The following is a 19,443-nucleotide window of genomic DNA, read 5'->3' on the forward strand; positions in this document are numbered from 1 at the left end:
GGGGTTTGTCGTTATCTACAAACAGTAGAAATTTAAAAGGTCGTTAGACATAAGGGGTTTTCGTGAGTTGGGGAGGCAATATCTACAAACAGTAGAAATTTAAAAGGTCGTTAGACTTTGGGCTTAAAAGACAGTGCCACTACATCTACAAACAGTAGAAATTTAAAAGGTCGTTAGACTTATCTATATGCAAGCGTAAGGCGGTAATCTACAAACAGTAGAAATTTAAAAGGTCGTTAGACTTTTATTAAACAGGAGGCGCAATGCCTATCTACAAACAGTAGAAATTTAAAAGGTCGTTAGACACAGCATCAGAGATTATTACTGCTTTTCCATCTACAAACAGTAGAAATTTAAAAGGTCGTTAGACTTAGCAGTCTAAAAGCTACTAATTTCAATCTACAAACAGTAGAAATTTAAAAGGTCGTTAGACCCATTGTAGCACAGCGCAAATGTAAAAATCTACAAACAGTAGAAATTTAAAAGGTCGTTAGACAAGTGGAGGTAATCCAGATGACTGATTTATCTACAAACAGTAGAAATTTAAAAGGTCGTTAGACTTCGGGATGCTTATGAAATTAAATCTTTATCTACAAACAGTAGAAATTTAAAAGGTCGTTAGACGGTGAACTAGACCCTATCCCCCCTAATATCTACAAACAGTAGAAATTTAAAAGGTCGTTAGACAATAAGGCGGTTTCTGAACGTTTTAAACATCTACAAACAGTAGAAATTTAAAAGGTCGTTAGACATTAATCGCCACGCGCGAAGCGTGGGCATCTACAAACAGTAGAAATTTAAAAGGTCGTTAGACCCGTTTTGGGGTATTTTTAATGATTTTTTGAGAGATTAGCAGGTTTTTTGCACAAAAAATAATCATTTTTACCGACAAAACATGATAAATCACGCATTAAGACTGAGGTTTGCAAAGTAAATATTTGAGCGTGCTTTAGCACTCTTATTATAACAAACCTCATCATTTTTTCCAAGACTTTTTATAAAATCAACAAATCCTCATTACGATGTTTGGCATGACCAAACCTTAATACTTCACGTTCTGTAAATCGAAAGATAATGACACTGTCCGCCCCTGTAAATAAAGGCTCAAATTCTGCTTTTATTTTTTCGGTGATGATATTTAAAATGCGTTCGCTGTTTTGGATTTCGTACACCGAATATTGCAATCTATCGCCATATTGCATTAAAAATTTGGCAAATCGTCCACGCACTTTATTATCACTGATATCATAACTGACGATTATCATACATCTTCTCCATTTGCTTGTATGTCAAAGCTTGGCAACATCAAAACCAATTCATCAAACGCCATATCTTTATCAGCATATTTCATATAGGCACGATAAAAATCCCTGATATACACAAATATTGGCACTTTATGGGCGATGATTGCCTGCATTAAAATGGCATTATACGTTCGCTGATGTTCGGGTTTTAATTGGTATTGCATTTTTATTTGATTAAAATGCTCTGTTTTAAATTGCCCAAGATTAAATGATGTTAATACCTGCTTATCCACGATACAGCGAAATGGTTCAACCAAATCACATACCAGAGATTTTCTTTTATACCAAAGCTGATGAAGCATGCCTTTGTAAACATCAAAACCAAATAATCTCAAATTTATCTCTATATAATTAAATAATAGCGTATAACCCATATCCAGAACAACATTAACAGAGTCTATTTTCAGGCGTGGTTTTCTGCCTTGCCAAGAAGTATGTTTTAATTGCCCAAAATGATATTTAAAATAACTTTTGGCAATATTGCCCTCTATGCCCATTAATTCATCGAAACGTTTGGTTTGACCAATCTGCCTTTGATAATCAGCCAATGTCTCTATCATTTGGCGTAATTCATCGTCTTTTTTACGAATGCCTTTTAATAAAGTGATGGAATTATTGGCTTTTTGTTCTATGAAATGTTTGGCAAAATTTAAGGCTTGATTATCGCCAATGGCATATTGCTTTTGTCTTAATAGATAATTTGCCTCACCAAAAGAGCTGACAAATAAAATCGGTCTTAATCTTGAATTTAATAAAATCAAGGCAATGCCATATTTTTGACAAAATTCAATCAACACATTGGTCAGCGTACAATACCCAATAATCATCAAAGCCATGGCTTTATGGCGGGTGATTTTGGTTAATGTCTCATCGCTGTCTTTGTTTTTGATGATGATATTGCCTTGCGAGATACAAAGATGATAGCCGCCCTCCAAGTTATTTAATAATATCATCTGTTTTTCTTTGATGTCCGAAATGCTCAGCATAGATTCTCCTTATTTAGTCCGTCTTATCACACAAAGGCTGATAAATACAATGAGTGCATTTATTGGCATTAATGTAAATATCATCAGTCATGGGATTATAATGGCGTATCTTATACAAATGATTTTCAAACCAATCAATAATCTTGTCATCAGGCAAAGCCAAGGCGTGGCTTTTATTATCCGTCATCGAATAAAAACCCAAATAATCCACTTCAAACCCCATTTCTATCAAACAAAAATACTGGGCATAAAGCTGCAATTTATAACCATCATAAATCGTTTTAATCGTGCGTTTGCGTTCGATGAGTTTTTTGCTATCGGCAAAATATTGGTCAATTTTACCTGTCAAGCCATATTTATCCGAATGCACCGCCATGGCAGTGATAACAGTCTTTTTGGTGCTGTATGTGCCATTATCCACGCCCTTATGAGCGATTTTGCCTTTGACTTGTGGCGTATCATGATATGTATCATCGTCCAATGCCTGATAGACGTTATGTAGATAAATAGAATAGGGACAAAAAATAAAATCATTTAATTGACTGATGTTTAATGTATGATATTCCATGTCATCTCCCAAATAAAAAGCCCAGCCGAAACTGAGCTTTTAGCGATTAGCGGTTTTGAGCGAAGTTTAGCCATGTTTGATTGTCAATGGCAAGTTTGACTTTATTCAAATCATCACTGTTTTTTAATTCATTTAATAGCCATAAGCCCTTTAATGCGATATGATATGCCCCATTGGCGTCCGCATTTTGTGGCTGTGTGTCATCCGCCAATGCCGAATTAAAAAACACACCCTCATCATTTGCCACAGGCGATAAAATAAAATCTTCATCGCTACTGGCGTTACTATATCGTAATGCAAGCAATGTCTTTAATAGATACATCAGCGATTTATGAAATTCTTTGTCGTTATTTTGGCAAATATCCATAACCAGATTTGGCTGTTTTTCATTGATGTGATGACGAGCAAATAGCGATTTTAATTCATCATTAACATTAATACCCTTTGCCGCTCCTTTATTTTGATTGGCGGTTTTGTCATACACATAACGTTTATCGCCATGCGAGCAAATCGTCCATATTTGGCGAGAGTTTTTGGCTTTGTCAGTAAATTTGGCATAATCAATATGAAATTCAAAATAATCCTTATCTGCGTTATAACAAATCTTATCAAATTTACCAAAAAACGCTTGCGACTGAGCGATATTTTCATAACGCGGTTTTAACAAATCCACAAAGCCCGTTTCAGGGTCTATTTTACTGGTATTCCATGCAGGCACATAGAATAAAAAGCCTGTTTGTTTGCCAATGCTTTTTAGATCAGTAAAATTATTGGTCAGTTGCAGGGCATTTTTGTATGAGCCAATCTCATCATCTGCCTTATCTTTTAATACCAAATGGTTTAGCTTTTTGATTAAGGCGTTTTCAAAGTTTTGGTAAATTTGTTTTTCCACCTTAAAGCGACCGCGCTTAAACCCAAAATTTAAATCCTCTAACACCACAATGGCATTATATTTAAGCATAAGCTGGCTGATTTGATGTACCACATGGCTTAGATAGCCCGATTTTAGCTCTTTTATGGTCTCAATCTCACCCCAACCGACACGAGCATTTAGGCGTTCTATTTCTCTCTTGTCCAGTATCTTATGATAAGGCGTGGTCATTTGTGTACCATTTGCCGATGCGGTAGTGATGTCATTGAGACTACACTGTTCTAAGATTTCACCTTTGCTATTAATCACGGTCAGATATAGCAAATGTCGCTCTCCACGGTCTATGCCTATGACATTCACCTCATCATATTGTTGTATGCTTTGATTAACTTTTTTATTAAATTCTTTAATCGTCATGCCCTGCACACCAAAATTCATGGTAATAGGCACATGTAGCATAAACTTATCTTGGGTATAGCGTTTATCTTTGATGATGTCATAGACAAATTGACGCTTTTTTGGATTATCAGGATTTTTATTTTCTAATACCTCGCCTGCACGATGAATGGTGGTTTCATTCATATCCAAAGACGCCTTACGATAAAATATCTGTGCCTCGCCATTTAATTTATAAATTGGATCGGCAAGGTTATCTTCGCTAAACAACGCCTTAAAATACAAAGTATGTAAATTGGGCTTACCGTGAGCCTTGGGCGAGAAATCTTTATTATAAATCTGGAATAAATACAACTGACCTTGTTCAACCAACTCGTCAATATAATCGGCGTTGATATTACAAAAACTGATTTTATAATTCAGTCTACGAGTTTCAATCTCTGTAAATAATTCATTTACATCAACATAACAACCAATATCTTGCAATTTTTTAGAAAATTCAAACGATTCTTCCCACTCTTCGTGCTTGCACATAGATTCGTAATAATAACGCACTAGGTCTTTCTTGAATTTTGGGTGGTTATTATAAAAATTTTCTTTTTTCCTATTGTCATTCGAATCTATTTTTTTATAGATATTATACTGATCTACAAGATCCTGACTTGGATTGTATCGCTTGAATTCCCCAATAAAAAAATCTTCCATTTCTAACTTTGGTTTACTACTAAATATCCCATTTATCTTATCAAACAAATCTTTCTCTGATATGGGAACCTCTCTACCTTTTTTATCCTTTTTAAACAACTGAATATCACCAATAGCCCCCTCAAATTTTTTATCATATTTCGGATGTATTTTTAAACATTCAAGAATAAATCTATATAATTTTAACCTTTCATCATCAGAACGTTGCCTGCCTTTATCCTTGATTTCCACCAATTCTTTTGAAGGGTGATAGTTAATAGCAATAGCCTCTTTGGAAAAAAACACCTTGGGAAATTGTTTTCTTACCTCTAGATACTTATAAATCATTTTTTGATAAATACTTTTGCCTGTATTTGGAGCATTATCAAATACTTTTTTATGAGCTTTATCCAATAACGCCAAATAATAACAGCCGTCTTTTTGTAAGATAACCCCAAAATTATCTTTTTCTTTATTCAAATCCCACCCGTTTAATAATGTCGGATTGCCAAAGTTTAATTTATATTTTTCGGTGCTAAATGGCTTTTGCGACAGATAATCACGCACTTTGTTATAAAGCGTGGGAATCTTGGCAAGCTCATCATACAACACCCCAAACTCACCATAAAAATTGCCGTCTTGGTTGTCTAGCGTGGTTTTGGTCGTTAATAACTTGGCAAAATGCGCCACGTTTAGGGCGTTGTCTAGCAGCTCTTTTAGCTGTCTTAACTGCGTCATTTCAGGGTTTTTGCCTGACTTAATTTTGGGCAATGCTCGCTCGCCTGCTGGACGTTCACGCTCCAAAAAACCCTTAATGGTGCTGTGGTTGTTGTGTATTTTTTGGATTGGATTATCCACGCCTGCCAGACCGTGTTTGAAATACTGTCCAAGTTTGCCCGCCTGCACAGACTCATCATCATGCCTAGCAGTATAATGCTCTATCGCCTGCTCAAGGCTTGCCAAAGAATGCACGCCTTTGATGAATTTGTCTTTTTCTTTTGTCAGTTTTGCTTTGGCATTGTCGGTTTTGGCTTTGGCAAATCTTTCATTAAACTCTGGATTCACCACATCCACATAATAGCCGTCCAGCACCCGACCCAACAAGGCAAAATCACCAAATGCCTGCTTGGATAGCTCATTTAAATTTTTATGCTCAACATAAATGCCGTCCTTTTGATGGTCATCAAACCCATCAAACAAGCTTTGCACCTTGGCAAAAACATCAGCATAATGGCGGTAAAATTCATTGACCGCTTGGCACATCTCGCTATCATCGGCAAATTTGCTTGGCAAAAATGACACACTCATGCCGTCGCTTAGGATTTGTTTGTGTAGGGGGCGTAATTTGGCGATACGTTCGGATTTGTGGCAATGTTGGTTGTGATGACTATTGATAAGCTCATTGATACCTTGTATCTTGGGAGAACCTGCCTCGCCACTGATACCGCCAAGCAGGGTATTATAAGCCGTGATACCCTCTTGGGTTAAAAGCTTGTGATAGCCGTCCAGATGACTTGCCAGCGACACATCCAAGCCACTCGCAGTCAGCTCATTTATAATCTGGTCATACAACGCCGAGTGCTTTTGTTTGATGGTTGTCAGTATTTGTAGGTTGTCAATAAAACGTGGCAGGTTTTCATGTATCAGACGATAGGCAATGGCGGTGTGTTTATCCTCATCGCTGTACATGTTTTTGCGGTTATCATGAAAACCAGTAAAGTAAGTGCTAAACTTCTCAAAATGGGCAAGGTGAGCAAGCTTTGGCGATGACTCACCCTCTTGGGCGATGACAAATTTCGCCAAATCACCAAGCTCTTTGCCGTCCTTAAAGAGCTTTGCCCCAAATAAGCGGTCATAACCCGCCTTGTATTTTCCGCCATTACCGATGGGCTTCACAATCTCTTTTCTTAAAACTGCTTGCAAGTCCTTTAGCTGTTTTTGCAATTCATCGTCTTTGGGATTTTTTCTAAATTTTAAATACACATCATAAAATTCTGCCAGCTTAGTTAGCTTAACTTCGCCCATCATATCAGCGATAAAATCACGATGATAATCGTCGAGTATCACCTTCACCTTTTGGTGCATGTCCGCCATGGTCTCATCTTGGCTCAAAAAGTTTTTGGCATGGATATGTTCTAATGTCCTGTCAATGGGCTTTAATTCAAAACGCACGGTTTTTGATAAGGGGTATAGATGAGTAAAGTCTTGAAACAACATAAAAATCTCCGTTTGGTGGTGGCTAGGTGCTGTTTTGGTACAGTTGATTTTATGAAAGGCGATTTGTCTCGTCAATATTTTTTATGAGAATATGATATATGATAAAAATATCATTTTATGATGTGTTGTGTTATAATTTTAGCCGTCTAACGACACCACTAATTTCTACTGTTTGTAGATTGAGAATATGCAAAAAGTTAAAAAATATCAATGATTTGATTGAAGCTACCAAATAGATAACATCGAACTTCAAAGTATTTATTATTCAACCAAATACCGTCAGCCAATAAAAAACCGACTTCCTAAGAAATCGGTTTTTGATGGTTTTTAGATTAGCCCTTGTAGGCGTATTTTGGATCGACTGCTGCGGTAAATAGCACGTCAGTTGATGAGTTTAGCGCGGTCTCCGCCGAATCTTGTACGACACCGATGATGAAGCCGATCGCCACCACCTGCATGGCGATGTCATTAGGAATGCTGAACAAGCTACACGCCATCGGAATCAGTAGCAACGAACCGCCTGCCACGCCTGATGCACCACACGCTGCCAAGCTACCAATGATGGCAAGCAATAACGCCGAACCGAACGATACATCCAGACCCAACGTATGCGCCGCTGCCAGGGTCAACACGTTAATGGTGATCGCCGCACCCGCCATGTTAATCGTCGCGCCCAGCGGAATGGTCATCGAATAAGTCTCTTCATTCAGACCCAGCTTACGCGCAAGGTTCATGTTCACAGGAATGTTCGCTGCTGATGAACGCGTAAAGAACGCCGTCACGCCCGACTCACGCAGACAGGCCAATACCAGTGGGTATGGGTTTTTACGAGTAACTGCAAGCACGATAATAGGATTCACCACGAGCGCGATGAACAGCATACAGCCCACCAACACCATTAGTAGATGACCGTAGCCCAGAAGTGCATCCAGACCAGTCTCAGCGACGGTCGCCGCCACCAGACCAAAGATACCAATCGGTGCAAAGGCAATCACCCACTTCACCACGTTGGTGATGGCAGCACTTAGGTCTGTTGCGACTTGGCGTGTGGTCTCACTCACATGGCGAAGCGCCAGACCAATTAGCACCGCCCACGTCAAGATGCCCATGTAATTGGCTTCTGCCAATGACTTAACAGGGTTCGCCACCAGATTCATGAGCAGCGTGGTCAGCACTTCTTTTAGGTCCTGTGGCGGTGTCTGTTCGATGTTATCTGCTGCCACCAGTACAAGCTCCGTTGGGGAAGTAAAGCTCGCCACCACGGCCGTCAGTGCCGCGGCAAAGGTGCCAAATAGATATAGAATAAAAACTGGCTTGATGCGAAGATCGCCACCGCCACGATAAGACGTCACCGCCGCAATCACCAGCACAAACACCAAAATCGGGGCAACTGCTTTTAGCGCGCCCACAAAAATCGCACCCAAAATACCAACAGAAATACCTACAGACGGCAACAGCGCGCCCACAATCGCACCTAAAATCAGCGCCGCGATGATCATCGGCACCAATCCGGCTTTAAGGTATGCATTCACCAACGAGCGCATACAGACTCCTAAATTGTTAAATAATGATTGATAATGCTTAAAATTTAATTAAAAATTGTTCTACTATACCACTTTTATCGCCCATAAATCTAGCATTTTTGCAATATTGGAAGCAAAGTCTTTACATATGAGTAAGTTTTAAGACCATAAAAGCTGCATTAATTATAGTCGATTTCTCGCATTCAATTCATGTAAAATAGTTGCCCTAAGCCAAACCAACAGTCATATCAGCACAAAAAAACGCCCGCCAAGGACGCTTTTATATAGCAGCTGCATTCAGATCAAAGCAGTATCTGATACCAAGATGCCATTATTATCAGCATAGACGTATGCGCCATCTTTGATGCTAACCCCGCCAAAATTTAGCATCACGCCTGTCTCACCGATGCCTTTGCGGGTGGATTTTTGGGGAATGCAGCCCAGCGCATGCACACCCAAATCCAGCTCGGTCAACGCATCGACATCACGCACACAGCCATAGACGATCACGCCTGCCCAACCATATTTGACCGCGCTCTCAGCGATCATGTCACCAAGCAGCGCACAGCGCATCGAGGCACCGCCATCTACGACAAGCACCTTGCCATCACCATCGGTCGCAAGTAGCTCTTTGACACGTGAATTATCCTCGAAGCACTTGACCGTAACTGCCTGCCCGCCGAATGCTTTTTTGCCGCCAAAACTACGGAAAAACTTCCCATCCATGCTTGGGCTGACCACCTGAATGTCTTTATCCGCATTATCATCCAACAGGTCACAGGTTACAAATTCGCTCATTTTTTACTCCTTGTTCAATGATGATAAGCCTAACGATTGGCTTTAACGGATATAATCTCACCAAAAATAGCATTCTCGCCCTGATTTGTCAATTCGCGAAAGCTGGCACACGCTATCAAAAATCAAGCTTTCGCCTTGAATGAAAATCAATCTGCTCGCCCGTGACAGGATCGATGAATGACAGCGATTTGGCGAGCAGCTGTAGCGGTGCATCGAACTCGCCACGCGCTTTGTGCTTAACCTGCGGATAATAGGGGTCGTTCTTGATGGGCATGCCCAGATGGTTTAGATGTACTCGTAGCTGATGCAGCTTGCCTGTCGTGGGGTGCAGCTCATACTTTGCCCAGTCGCCTTGGGTCTCCAGCTGATGAACGAGTGTGTGCGAGTTCGGCGGCGTATTGACATCGACACGCATCGTATAAAATGGCTCGCCGCGCGTTAGATGTAAGTGAACATCCATAGGAAATGTCATATCGGCATTGCAGGGTGCGATGGCGTGATAAATTTTATGAATGGCATTATCTGAGAACAGCGACTGATAGATGCCGCGAGTCTTTACATCTTTACTGATCAGAATCAACCCTGCCGTCTCACGATCCAACCGATGAATGGGCGAGAGGTCAGGATTATTGGTCTGCTGCTTTAGCCGAGTGAGCAGCGTCTGACGAACGTACTCACCGCCTGGCGTCACCGCCAAAAAATGCGGCTTGTCCACCACCATGAATCTGTCGTTCTCATAAAGCACCTCATGAGCAAAAGGCACAACAACCTCATCCTCCAAAAATCGATAATAGTACACCGAACGCCCATGTACATAAGGCGCATCTATGGTGGTAGTCTCGCCATTCTCCCAAAATACCAACCCATCCTCAAAGCGTCTGCGCCATTCTAGAATGCCCACATGGGGGAATTTTTGGCATAAAAAAGTAAATAAATCGACAGGCGGACTGACTAATTTCTCAAGATAAATCGTGCTTGGTGATACGCCAGCAATCATCGGCGGAACAAAATCTGACATGGCTGGGTTTAATTGTCATGGCTAAGGATGGATGTGCATTGTAGCATGATTGTCTGCTTAGTCTCGAACTTATCTGATGCTAATAACTTGACATATCTAAAATTACAGATATAATGATATGTAAGTTTAGATTTGGTTATTTTATATATGAAATCAACTGAGATTTTTAAGGTGCTTGGCAACGACTGCCGTTACCAGATTCTATTGTGGTTAAAAGACCCTGCGATCCATTTCGGTACTGATGCACTGCGCTGCGCTGAGACAGGTTTTGATGGCGGCATCTGTGTAGGCATGATCGCTGATAAGTCAGGACTGGCCCAGTCGGTCATCTCAAGCTATTTGGCCAATCTACAGAATGCGGGGCTGATAGAGAGCAAACGACTAGGCAAATGGACCTACTATCGATATCGCGCTCAAGGCGTGCGTGATTTTATCCACCAAATCACACATGAGCTAAATTAACAAAAGTATCGCCAAGCCAAATTTACCCAAAGCTTATATTTCCTTGAAAAAAACCTTTATCAATCATATCTATATTGATAGATATTTATAAATTTTACAAATAAGAGAACCATTATGACTGACGTATCCATCCTAAACCTAGCGCCATTTCGCGATGGTGAGACCTTTACCGACGCCGTGGACGACTTGGTTGATCTGGCGCAGCGCGCTGAGAAGCTAGGCTATTCACGCTACTGGATCGCCGAACATCACAACATGCCCTATCTTGCAAGCTCAGCGACCAGCCTGCTGATTCAGCGCGTGCTTGATAAAACAAACACGATCCGAGTTGGCTCGGGCGGCGTCATGCTACCCAACCATTCGCCATTCATCGTCGCAGAGCAATACGGCACGCTGGCAAGCCTATACCCGAACCGTATCGATCTAGGGCTTGGTCGTGCACCGGGTACAGATCCTCAGACCGCGCGTGCGATTCGTCGCCATCAAGATGACTTCGCGATGAGCTTTGCTAACGACATTAAGGAGCTTCAATTTTATTTTGGCGATGATGATCAGGGCAAAAAGGTTCGCGCCTACCCTGCCAAGGGGCTTAATGTGCCGCTTTATATCCTAGGCTCAAGCACCGAGAGCGCCTATTTGGCGGCGGAATTGGGCTTACCTTATGCATTCGCCTCTCACTTTGCACCGAGATTCTTGACTCAGGCGTTGGACATTTATCGCAACTACTTTAAGCCATCTGCCGTGCTCGACGCCCCGCAGGTCATCGCAGGCATCAACGCCATCATCGCAGACAGTGATGATGAAGCCGAACTGCTCTCCACGACAAGTCTTCAGTTCTTCTTGAATGTAGTAACGGGCGATCGCTCCGGCATGAAGCCACCTGTTGCGGACATCGAAAGTCATGTGCCACCTCGCATTCTAAACATGGCAAAAAGCATGATGGCGTGCAGCATTATTGGTTCGCCTGCCACTGCCAAAGAACAAATCGAAAAGCTGCAATCACGCATTCAAGCAGATGAGCTAATGGCAGTCAGCTACATTCATGACAAAGCCAAACAAAAATACTCCTACGAGCTGTTCGCTGACGTTGTGCGTTCGCTATAGCATGTAAGCTAAAACTTACAGTATTTTAAGAAGTTGGCGTATTTTCATCCCTGCTAGAACTTGGCATAATACACCCAAGCAGCAAGGAAGACGGCAAATGGATGCGCTAGCATGGATGAATGCTGTGGCTTATGGATAGAAGTTAAGGATGATGCAACAAGTAGTTAAGTAGTAACAACCCTCCCACCTAAAAAGACCGCATTAATTGCGGTCTTTTTATATTGAGGTCAATAGTTCTACTCTGACGGGTAAAAAAAAGACTTGGCGCACACCAAGTCTTTTTTATGAATCGTTCGATTATTTAATCGACCAATATTTGGCTTGCCAATTGCCCAAGGCGTCGTTAGTCGAATAGCCTGCCACGTAAGGCTTAACCACGCGAGCATTCACTTGATAATACACCCAAACGTTCGGTACATCTTTGTCCAAGATCGCCTCTAACTGATGGTATACCTTGGCACGCTCAGCATCGTCTGACTTGTTCAAAGACGTCTTTAATAGGTTGTCATATTCTTGGCTAGAATAATCGCCATAGTTACCCGAACCCTCTGTACGCATGACGTTTAAGAACGCTGCGGGATCGTCATAATCACCGCACCATGCCGCACGCGCCATCTGATGTTCGTGATTACGGCGGCTGGCCAGATATGCTTTCCATTCTTGATTGACAAGGGTAATTTTGGCAAAGCCTAACGCCTCTTGCCATAAAGACTGTGCTGCGACGGCGACTTTTTTATGGTTCTCACTGGTGTTATACAGCAGGTCGAATTTTAGCGGGTTTTGCTCATTATAGCCTGCTTCATTTAACAGACGCTTGGCTTCTGCGATGCGCGCTTCCTTATCAAGTTTTTGCCACTCTGGGGTGTAATTTGGGTTATTCGACACCACCGTTGGGGTCATCTGATAAGAAGGCGTCTCGCCACGGGCGGCGACTTTCTCGGCGATGGTCTCACGGTCTAGCGCCAAGGTCATGGCACGACGAACACGAACATCGTTAAATGGCGGCTTATTCACGTTCATCTCATAATAATACGAACAGAACGATGGCGACGTCTTCACGTCATCACCCTTGACAGATGTCAGAATGTCGCTTGGCACATCGGTATAAGTCACATCAATCTCGCCCGCCTGATAACGCGCATAATCCGTAGGGCCGCTGTCGATCGGTAACAGCACCAAATTCTCAATGGCGACATTATCCGCATCATAATAATGAGGGTTTTTAACGAAATTCATTCTCTCGCCCACGCGCCAATTTTTGATGATGTACGGGCCATTAACCACAATGTTCTCAGGTTTTGCCCAAGCATCGCCAAGCGCTTCTACGACTTTTTGGGGAACAGGACGCATTGCGGTATAAGCAAGCATCTGCGGTAAATATGGCACCGCCTCAGACAGCGTGATTTGTAAGGTCTTGTCATCCAACGCTCTGACACCCAGCTCTGCAGGCTTACGCTTACCCTCGATGATATCGCCAGCATTCAAGAACTTAGCATCTGCCACGAAGTTGGCGAAGTTGGCAGCAGTCTCTGGATTCACCATACGCTGAAAACTATAAACAAAGTCTTGGGTAGTGACGGCGTCGCCATTTGACCATTTCGCATCACGCAGCTTGAAGATCCACGTGATATTATCACTAGTCTCCCAGCTCTCAGCAATGCCTGCGATGAGCTTACCATCAGCATCGGTTGTCGTGAGCCCCACGAACTGCTGACGCGCCACACCCGACTCCGGTACACCGCCTGTCTTATGCGGATCTAAGGAGCTGATCTCAGCGCCATTGTTAATGGTGAGCGTGGTTTTGTCTGTTTTGGTGGCGGTGTCTGTGGCGGATTTATTACCGCAGCCTGTGAGTGCTAACATCACACCTAATGCCAATGCGGTGGTGCTGTGCTTGGTAAAATTCATAAGAACCTCGGGTTGGTTAATCTTTGGGGTATTTTAACACTGTCATGAATCGGGCATAGAGGTTTCTTTATTCTTATTTGGAATAATATTTTTACATAGATGTGGGATAGGTACAAGTTTGTAGTCAATGTCTTACACACATTTGAGAGGTTGGCGTATTTTCATCCCTGCTAGAACTTGGCATAATACACCCATCAGCAAGGAATACGGCGAATGGATATGCCAACATGGATGAACGCTGATATTATGGATAGAATTTAAGGATAGCGCAAGTAGCAAAACCCCCATACGGTAAGCCCTAACTGATGTTAGGGCTTTATCGTTTGTGTTTATTCGCTCATCTCTCCATAGATGCCTAGACTCTCGCTAAATGCCTGAACCTTCTCACTGTCTAGCTGCACCGACATCGTCACATTATCAGAGTATTCTGCTGATAATATCTCACCGCTCGCCTGTCCCACCAGATAGCGTATTTGGGCTTCGTTAGCAAAGTCCGTGCTCACTTTCACCACAGATTTTGGGATAAATTCCACCAAATCCATCTTATCCACGACCATCTGCGTGGCTGTCGCATAGGCGCGGGTCAGACCACCTGCCCCAAGCTTAATCCCGCCAAAATAACGAACTACAACCACCAACGCATTGCCAATGCCCTTGTGCTGTAAGACATTTAGAATCGTTCTGCCTGCGGTGCCATTGGGCTCGCCATCATCATCAAAGCCTGCGCGCGTGGTATTATGTGGATCGCCAATGATGTAGGCCGTACAGTGATGGCGCGCGTCTGGATAGCGTGATTTTAATTGTTCCACGTGAAACATCACGTCTTCTTTGATGTTGATCGGATAGGCAAAAGCAAGAAATTCGCTTTTTTTGATTTCATAAGCCGCATCGCATGGCGCGGCTAGGGTATGGTAGCTCATGTGAAATTTTTTCATATAATAAGCCAAATATGATACACTAAACGCCATGATTTTTAAATGAAGACAACACATGAGATTAGATAAATTCCTAAGCAAAGCCACTGAACTGTCTCGTAAAGAAGCCAAAAAAGTCCTGCATGCAGGCGAAATCACCGTCAATAATGAGATCATCAAAGACGGTAGCGTACACATACAAGCCGATGATGAAGTACTGTGGGCGGGAGAGCCTTTAAGCGTGGCAGAGGGGAATCGTTACATCCTACTATATAAGCCAGATGGCTTTGAATGCACTCTAAAAGCCAAAGAATACCCCATCGTCACCGATCTCATCGCTGTGCCAGAGATTGGCAGCCTTCGCATCGCAGGACGACTGGACGTAGATACCACAGGTGCGTTGCTGCTGTCCGATGATGGCGCATGGCTGCATCGTGTGACCAGCCCCAAGCGCCATCAACCCAAGCGCTACGAAATCACTCTAGCCAATTCGATGAACGCAGACGAACAAGCCCACGCAATCAAACAAGTTGCCAACGGGATATTGTTAGAAGGCGATACTGAAAAGACGCGCCCTGCTGAGCTATCATTCATCGATGAGACTCATGCTGTGCTGATACTAACCGAAGGTAAATACCATCAGGTCAAGCGCATGATGGGTTATTTTGGCAATAAAGTCGTAGAGCTCCACCGAGCCAGTATTGGTAGCATTACACTTGATGGGCTTGAGATGGGTGAGAGCCGATTCTTAACAGCTGATGAAATCGAGCAATTTTAAGATTGCTATCATTTAATTTTAAAGAACCAAAAATATGAAAACTTTACTAAAATCTTTAAGTCTAGCCGTTATTCTATCTTTGGGTACGGCGCACGCCAACATTAACGAAGCGCAGATTCGCGCCACCCTTAACGGCGCTGGTCTTAGCATTCCTGTTGAGAGCATACAGCCGAGCCCGATCAGCTCCTTGTTGCTGCTTAGCCTTGGGCAAGGTCAAGAGCCCCTACTCATCACACATGACCTAAACTATGTCATTCAAGGCAACATCGAGCCCAATCCAAGCCCAAAAGCAGCCACAGGCAACCACCCAAAGGCCAAAGCCGGCACACCCATCACGAATGCTCATAAGGCTGATCTGCTTGCCAACATGACAGTTCTAAAAAACATCGATCAACAAGCCGCCTTCTACCACACGAATGTTGATGGCTTGCTGTGGGGCGTTTCTGCCAGTGGAACGCCATTTTTGGTGAGCAGTGATGGACGTTATTTCATCAATGGGGAGATTTCAGTCATCGAAGATGGTCTGTTTGCAGGTCTAGACACTGACTTTGAATACGCCAAGAATCGCCATGCCCTAGGCCAGCTCGATCAAGAAACCTTAGCCATCTACCCCGCCAAAGGCACCGAGCGCGCTGTGGTCTATATTGCCACCGACATCAACTGTCCGTATTGCAAGATTTTCCATAGTAAAATCAATGAGTTCAATAATAAAGGAATCACCATTAAGGCGATCGGCTACCCTGTCTATGATGAATCACCAGAACCGATGCGACAAATTTGGTGCGAAAGCGACAATACCAAACGCGCCTCTCTACTCTCTGCAGCCATGCGTGGCATCCGCATCAGAGCAACCTGCCAAGGCGACGAGAATAACCTTACCCACAACCAGCTCGCCGCACAGTCTTTGGCGATATTTGCCACACCTGCCATCTTCAACGATCAAGGCGAGCTGTTCCAAGGTGATTTTAATGGCGAAGAATTTTTAGAATTTCTAAATATTAAATAGAAAAAATGGGCGGTAAATTACTCAAGGTTTACCGTCCATTCATACTTGCCATTAAGGTAGGATAACATTATCTATCTTCCACTGCGTCAGCCCATGCCGAGACAGTCGAACATCGACATCCTTGCCTTGCACGCTTGTCTTTACAGAAAAGCAGTTGATGCCGCGGTAGCCAAGCTGATGATTTTTATCATTATTCTGATCGACATCTGTCGCTTGGTTTGGCTCGCTATCATCCAATGACTGCCACGCATCGCCCAATACGACCAAATCAGCAATGCTGGCATCAGTTGCTTGTATCTCGCCCTTGCTTAGACGAATGGCATTATCGTATGTAATGACATTGTCAATACTACCATCGATCATAGTCTTATCTATATTGTTAAGTTTTTCTTGATTAATTCCTAGAAATTCAAGCTCTTTTGGCACTTCTTGAGCAAGGTTATCCGCATTGGTATAAAGCTGTGTCTTTAGATTGCTGCGCAGAGTATCAAAATCCACCGCCTGCACAATGGGCAGATAATCACCTCTCTCATAAGCCTGATTGAGCTGATAAAGTCGATAATACGGTGACACGCCTGCGATGATCAAGACAATAACGAGCAGAAAAAGGCTTATTTTTAGGGCAGTTTTCATAAACAAATCCAAAATGACAATGAATGCATTATTTTGCCATAAATTGGTGAAAGCCTTAGAAAAATTTGCGATTTTTCGGCGCTTTTAACTTGATAAATAAGGCAAAACCACCATAAAAGGCAAAACTATTTTGACACTGTGGAATTAATATGAGCAGAGATTTTTATACCGTTTTGGGTGTGGACAAGTCGGCTGACGAAAAAGAAATCAAAAAAGCCTACCGCCGTTTGGCGATGAAGTACCACCCTGACAAAAATCCAGACGACCCAAGCGCTGAAGAGAAATTCAAAGAAGCGACAATGGCTTATGAGGTGCTCTCCGACGCCCAAAAACGCGCCAGCTATGATCGCATGGGGCATGATGCTTTTGAACAAGGCATGAATAATGGCGGATTCGGCGGCGCTGGTGGCTTCCATGGCGACTTTGGCGATATCTTTGGTGACATCTTTGGTCAGGCATTCGGCGGCGGTTCTGGTGGCGGATTTGGCGACTTCTTTGGTGGATCTCGCTCATCACGCGCTCGTGCCAGCAAGGGTTCCGACTTACTTTATCGCCTAAGCCTAAGCCTAGAAGAGGCTGTCAAAGGCTGCAAAAAAGAGATTCAATTTAGCTCATCAGTCAGCTGTAGCACCTGTAACGGCAAAGGCGCGAAGTCAGACGCTGACATCACCACCTGTAGCACTTGTCATGGGCAAGGTCAGGTTCGCATGCAGCAAGGCTTCTTTGTCATGCAGCAGACTTGCCCAGACTGTCATGGCACTGGCAAGACCATCAAAAACCCTTGCCCAGACTGCCACGGCGAAGGCAAACAACAAAAATCTCAAACCCTAGAAGTCTCCATCCCTGCCGGTGTGGACGATGGCGACCGCGTGCGCCTATCAGGCAAAGGCGAAGCGGGTGATGCAGGCATGCCAAATGGCGATCTGTATGTAGAAATCCATGTCAAACCGCACGAGATCTTCACACGTAACGGTGCCGATCTACACATGGATGTTCCTGTGGATATCGCCACCGCTGCCATTGGCGATGAAGTTGAAGTGCCTACTTTGGATGGTCGCCTCAAGATTAAAGTCTCTGAAGGTACTCAAAATGGCAAACTGCTGCGCGTGCGTGGCAAAGGCGTAACCACGGTTCGTGGCGGAATGCAAGGCGATCTGATCTGCCGCATCATCGTTGAGACACCAACCAACCTGACCCACGAACAAAAAGAGCTACTGCGTCGATTCCAAGCCAGCCTTGGTAAAGACAATCAAGCCTCTGCCAAGAAAAAAGGCTTTTTTGACAAAATCAAAGACGACGTAAAAGACCTTTTTGATTAATCAAACACGCCCAAAACAAGCACGGTAAATCATTGCCGTGCTTTTTGCATTTTCATTTGTGAAATTTTTGGGTATAATCAAAGTGAATTCACAAACTTTTAATTGGTAATAAGGGATCATCATGAGCAGCATCAACATCGGTATCATGGGCGCATCAGGTCGCATGGGTAGAATGCTATTACAAGCCACGCTGGATAATCCACATACCACCCTCAAAGGCGCATTCGTGCGTAGTGTCTCGAGCCTTATCGGTGTGGATGCAGGCGAATTTATCGGCTCTGACAAAAATGGCATCGCATTATCGACGTTAGATGTCGCAGAATTGGGTGCGCTGATTGATTTTAGTCTACCAGAAGCGCTTGATGAAGTGCTGGCGCAATGCGTCATCAATAAAGTTGCGCTGGTGATGGGTGTAACAGGCTTATCCGAAGATCAAGAAGCCAAGCTAAAAGAAGCCAGTCAATTCATCCCGATCGTCTATGCGGGCAACTTCTCCACTGGCGTGAATTTGAGCCTAAATCTTCTTGCTACCACCGCCAAGGTGCTTGGTATGGATGCGGATGTTGAGATCATCGAGCATCACCACAAGCACAAGATTGATGCGCCATCAGGCACCGCCCTTATGATGGCAAAATCTGTCGCCGATGCCCGCAATCAAAGCCTAAAAACAGCGCTCGTACACGGAAGACAAGGTGAATCTAAGCGCACCGCAGGCGAAATCGGCATGCATGCGATTCGTGGTGGCGAGATCGTGGGCGAGCATACGGTTGGATTTATCATGGATGGCGAGATCATCGAGATCACCCATAAGGCGATGAGCCGCATGACCTTTGCAGCTGGTGCTGTCCGTGCTGCCGTATGGGCAAGCAGTCAGCCTGCTGGACTGTACGACATGCAGGATGTGCTAGGTCTAAAGGCTTAAATTAAGTCAAATAAAAAAAGCGTTCTCAATGA

16 protein-coding genes and 1 CRISPR repeat array (1 of these 17 only partly in view) are annotated in these 19,443 nt (G+C 43.4%); of the genes, 6 read left to right on the forward strand and 10 right to left on the reverse strand.

Annotated elements, in window-relative coordinates; translation table 11 throughout:
* Positions 1–814: a CRISPR direct-repeat array (repeat unit 36 nt; unit sequence ATCTACAAACAGTAGAAATTTAAAAGGTCGTTAGAC); it begins 239 nt to the left of the window's first position.
* A 181-nt stretch (positions 815–995) separates the two neighbouring features.
* The 7 genes from cas2 to MBO_RS03375 form a co-directional block, all read right to left on the reverse strand.
* Positions 996–1,265 carry a CRISPR-associated endonuclease Cas2 gene (gene cas2 / locus MBO_RS03345; RefSeq protein ID WP_029104087.1) on the reverse strand — a complete coding sequence of 90 codons (270 nt, stop codon included), beginning with the start codon at positions 1,263–1,265 and terminating at the stop codon, positions 996–998.
* Positions 1,262–2,290, reverse strand: coding sequence for a type V CRISPR-associated endonuclease Cas1 (cas1, locus tag MBO_RS03350; protein WP_052585280.1), 1,029 nt, complete (start codon positions 2,288–2,290; stop codon positions 1,262–1,264). The genes cas2 and cas1 overlap by 4 nt, the downstream gene beginning before the upstream one ends.
* 13 nt (positions 2,291–2,303) lie before the next feature.
* Entirely contained in the window at positions 2,304–2,858 is a 555-nt protein-coding gene (gene cas4, locus MBO_RS03355; protein WP_080702177.1) for a type V CRISPR-associated protein Cas4, read from the reverse strand.
* A gap of 46 nt (positions 2,859–2,904) precedes the next feature.
* Positions 2,905–7,026 carry a type V CRISPR-associated protein Cas12a/Cpf1 gene (gene cas12a, locus MBO_RS03360; protein ID WP_052585281.1) on the reverse strand — a complete coding sequence of 1,374 codons (4,122 nt, stop codon included), beginning with the start codon at positions 7,024–7,026 and terminating at the stop codon, positions 2,905–2,907.
* Positions 7,027–7,358: 332 nt separating this feature from the next.
* Complete coding sequence (sstT, locus tag MBO_RS03365; RefSeq protein WP_036363678.1) at positions 7,359–8,570, reverse strand: serine/threonine transporter SstT; 1,212 nt, start codon at positions 8,568–8,570, stop codon at positions 7,359–7,361.
* Positions 8,571–8,846: 276 nt separating this feature from the next.
* A complete protein-coding gene (rraA, locus tag MBO_RS03370; RefSeq protein WP_036363681.1) occupies positions 8,847–9,347 on the reverse strand; it encodes a ribonuclease E activity regulator RraA in 501 nt (166 codons plus the stop codon).
* Between the two features lie 115 nt (positions 9,348–9,462).
* Positions 9,463–10,365 (reverse strand): pseudouridine synthase, encoded by a 903-nt coding sequence (locus MBO_RS03375; RefSeq protein ID WP_036363684.1) that lies wholly within the window; start codon positions 10,363–10,365, stop codon positions 9,463–9,465.
* Positions 10,366–10,512: 147 nt separating this feature from the next.
* Here MBO_RS03375 and MBO_RS03380 point away from each other — a divergent pair, with 147 nt between their 5' ends.
* Both MBO_RS03380 and MBO_RS03385 read left to right on the forward strand, forming a co-directional pair.
* Positions 10,513–10,827 carry an ArsR/SmtB family transcription factor gene (locus tag MBO_RS03380; protein WP_036363687.1) on the forward strand — a complete coding sequence of 105 codons (315 nt, stop codon included), beginning with the start codon at positions 10,513–10,515 and terminating at the stop codon, positions 10,825–10,827.
* Between the two features lie 114 nt (positions 10,828–10,941).
* A complete protein-coding gene (locus tag MBO_RS03385) occupies positions 10,942–11,931 on the forward strand; it encodes an LLM class flavin-dependent oxidoreductase (protein WP_036363689.1) in 990 nt (329 codons plus the stop codon).
* A 297-nt stretch (positions 11,932–12,228) separates the two neighbouring features.
* Here the strand turns inward: MBO_RS03385 and MBO_RS03390 are convergent, their stop codons facing one another.
* Together MBO_RS03390 and MBO_RS03395 are read right to left on the reverse strand one after the other, a co-directional pair.
* Positions 12,229–13,839 carry a peptide ABC transporter substrate-binding protein gene (locus MBO_RS03390; RefSeq protein ID WP_036363692.1) on the reverse strand — a complete coding sequence of 537 codons (1,611 nt, stop codon included), beginning with the start codon at positions 13,837–13,839 and terminating at the stop codon, positions 12,229–12,231.
* 329 nt (positions 13,840–14,168) lie between these two features.
* Positions 14,169–14,759 (reverse strand): YigZ family protein, encoded by a 591-nt coding sequence (locus MBO_RS03395; protein WP_036363724.1) that lies wholly within the window; start codon positions 14,757–14,759, stop codon positions 14,169–14,171.
* 70 nt (positions 14,760–14,829) lie between these two features.
* Between MBO_RS03395 and MBO_RS03400 the strand changes: the two genes are divergently transcribed.
* Positions 14,830–15,531, forward strand: coding sequence for a pseudouridine synthase (locus MBO_RS03400; protein WP_036363696.1), 702 nt, complete (start codon positions 14,830–14,832; stop codon positions 15,529–15,531).
* A 34-nt stretch (positions 15,532–15,565) separates the two neighbouring features.
* Positions 15,566–16,537, forward strand: coding sequence for a DsbC family protein (locus MBO_RS03405; RefSeq protein WP_036363699.1), 972 nt, complete (start codon positions 15,566–15,568; stop codon positions 16,535–16,537).
* A gap of 51 nt (positions 16,538–16,588) precedes the next feature.
* Here MBO_RS03405 and MBO_RS03410 read toward each other — a convergent pair whose 3' ends face one another.
* Positions 16,589–17,170, reverse strand: a complete 582-nt coding sequence (locus MBO_RS03410; protein WP_036363703.1) for a DUF2939 domain-containing protein — start codon at positions 17,168–17,170, stop codon at positions 16,589–16,591.
* A 149-nt stretch (positions 17,171–17,319) separates the two neighbouring features.
* On the opposite strand from MBO_RS03410, the gene dnaJ reads away from it, so the two are divergent.
* Together dnaJ and dapB are read left to right on the forward strand one after the other, a co-directional pair.
* Entirely contained in the window at positions 17,320–18,489 is a 1,170-nt protein-coding gene (dnaJ, locus tag MBO_RS03415) for a molecular chaperone DnaJ (protein WP_036363706.1), read from the forward strand.
* A 121-nt stretch (positions 18,490–18,610) separates the two neighbouring features.
* Entirely contained in the window at positions 18,611–19,411 is an 801-nt protein-coding gene (dapB, locus tag MBO_RS03420; RefSeq protein WP_036363708.1) for a 4-hydroxy-tetrahydrodipicolinate reductase, read from the forward strand.
* Positions 19,412–19,443: the final 32 nt, after the last annotated feature.

Origin of the sequence: Moraxella bovoculi 237 (assembly GCF_000696305.2) — a bacterium.
Classification (GTDB): domain Bacteria; phylum Pseudomonadota; class Gammaproteobacteria; order Pseudomonadales; family Moraxellaceae; genus Moraxella; species Moraxella bovoculi.

What these genes read in the sequence shown, in the direction of transcription:
- dapB (WP_036363708.1), top strand. Translation starts at nt 18,611, where the DNA reads ATGAGCAGCATCAACATCGGTATCATGGGCGCATCAGGTCGCATGGGT.
- MBO_RS03390 (WP_036363692.1), bottom strand. Translation starts at nt 13,839, where the DNA reads ATGAATTTTACCAAGCACAGCACCACCGCATTGGCATTAGGTGTGATG.
- MBO_RS03405 (WP_036363699.1), top strand. Translation starts at nt 15,566, where the DNA reads ATGAAAACTTTACTAAAATCTTTAAGTCTAGCCGTTATTCTATCTTTG.
- cas4 (WP_080702177.1), bottom strand. Translation starts at nt 2,858, where the DNA reads ATGGAATATCATACATTAAACATCAGTCAATTAAATGATTTTATTTTT.
- sstT (WP_036363678.1), bottom strand. Translation starts at nt 8,570, where the DNA reads ATGCGCTCGTTGGTGAATGCATACCTTAAAGCCGGATTGGTGCCGATG.
- rraA (WP_036363681.1), bottom strand. Translation starts at nt 9,347, where the DNA reads ATGAGCGAATTTGTAACCTGTGACCTGTTGGATGATAATGCGGATAAA.
- MBO_RS03400 (WP_036363696.1), top strand. Translation starts at nt 14,830, where the DNA reads ATGAGATTAGATAAATTCCTAAGCAAAGCCACTGAACTGTCTCGTAAA.
- cas12a (WP_052585281.1), bottom strand. Translation starts at nt 7,026, where the DNA reads ATGTTGTTTCAAGACTTTACTCATCTATACCCCTTATCAAAAACCGTG.
- cas2 (WP_029104087.1), bottom strand. Translation starts at nt 1,265, where the DNA reads ATGATAATCGTCAGTTATGATATCAGTGATAATAAAGTGCGTGGACGA.
- MBO_RS03385 (WP_036363689.1), top strand. Translation starts at nt 10,942, where the DNA reads ATGACTGACGTATCCATCCTAAACCTAGCGCCATTTCGCGATGGTGAG.
- MBO_RS03375 (WP_036363684.1), bottom strand. Translation starts at nt 10,365, where the DNA reads ATGTCAGATTTTGTTCCGCCGATGATTGCTGGCGTATCACCAAGCACG.
- cas1 (WP_052585280.1), bottom strand. Translation starts at nt 2,290, where the DNA reads ATGCTGAGCATTTCGGACATCAAAGAAAAACAGATGATATTATTAAAT.
- MBO_RS03410 (WP_036363703.1), bottom strand. Translation starts at nt 17,170, where the DNA reads ATGAAAACTGCCCTAAAAATAAGCCTTTTTCTGCTCGTTATTGTCTTG.
- MBO_RS03395 (WP_036363724.1), bottom strand. Translation starts at nt 14,759, where the DNA reads ATGAGCTACCATACCCTAGCCGCGCCATGCGATGCGGCTTATGAAATC.
- dnaJ (WP_036363706.1), top strand. Translation starts at nt 17,320, where the DNA reads ATGAGCAGAGATTTTTATACCGTTTTGGGTGTGGACAAGTCGGCTGAC.
- MBO_RS03380 (WP_036363687.1), top strand. Translation starts at nt 10,513, where the DNA reads ATGAAATCAACTGAGATTTTTAAGGTGCTTGGCAACGACTGCCGTTAC.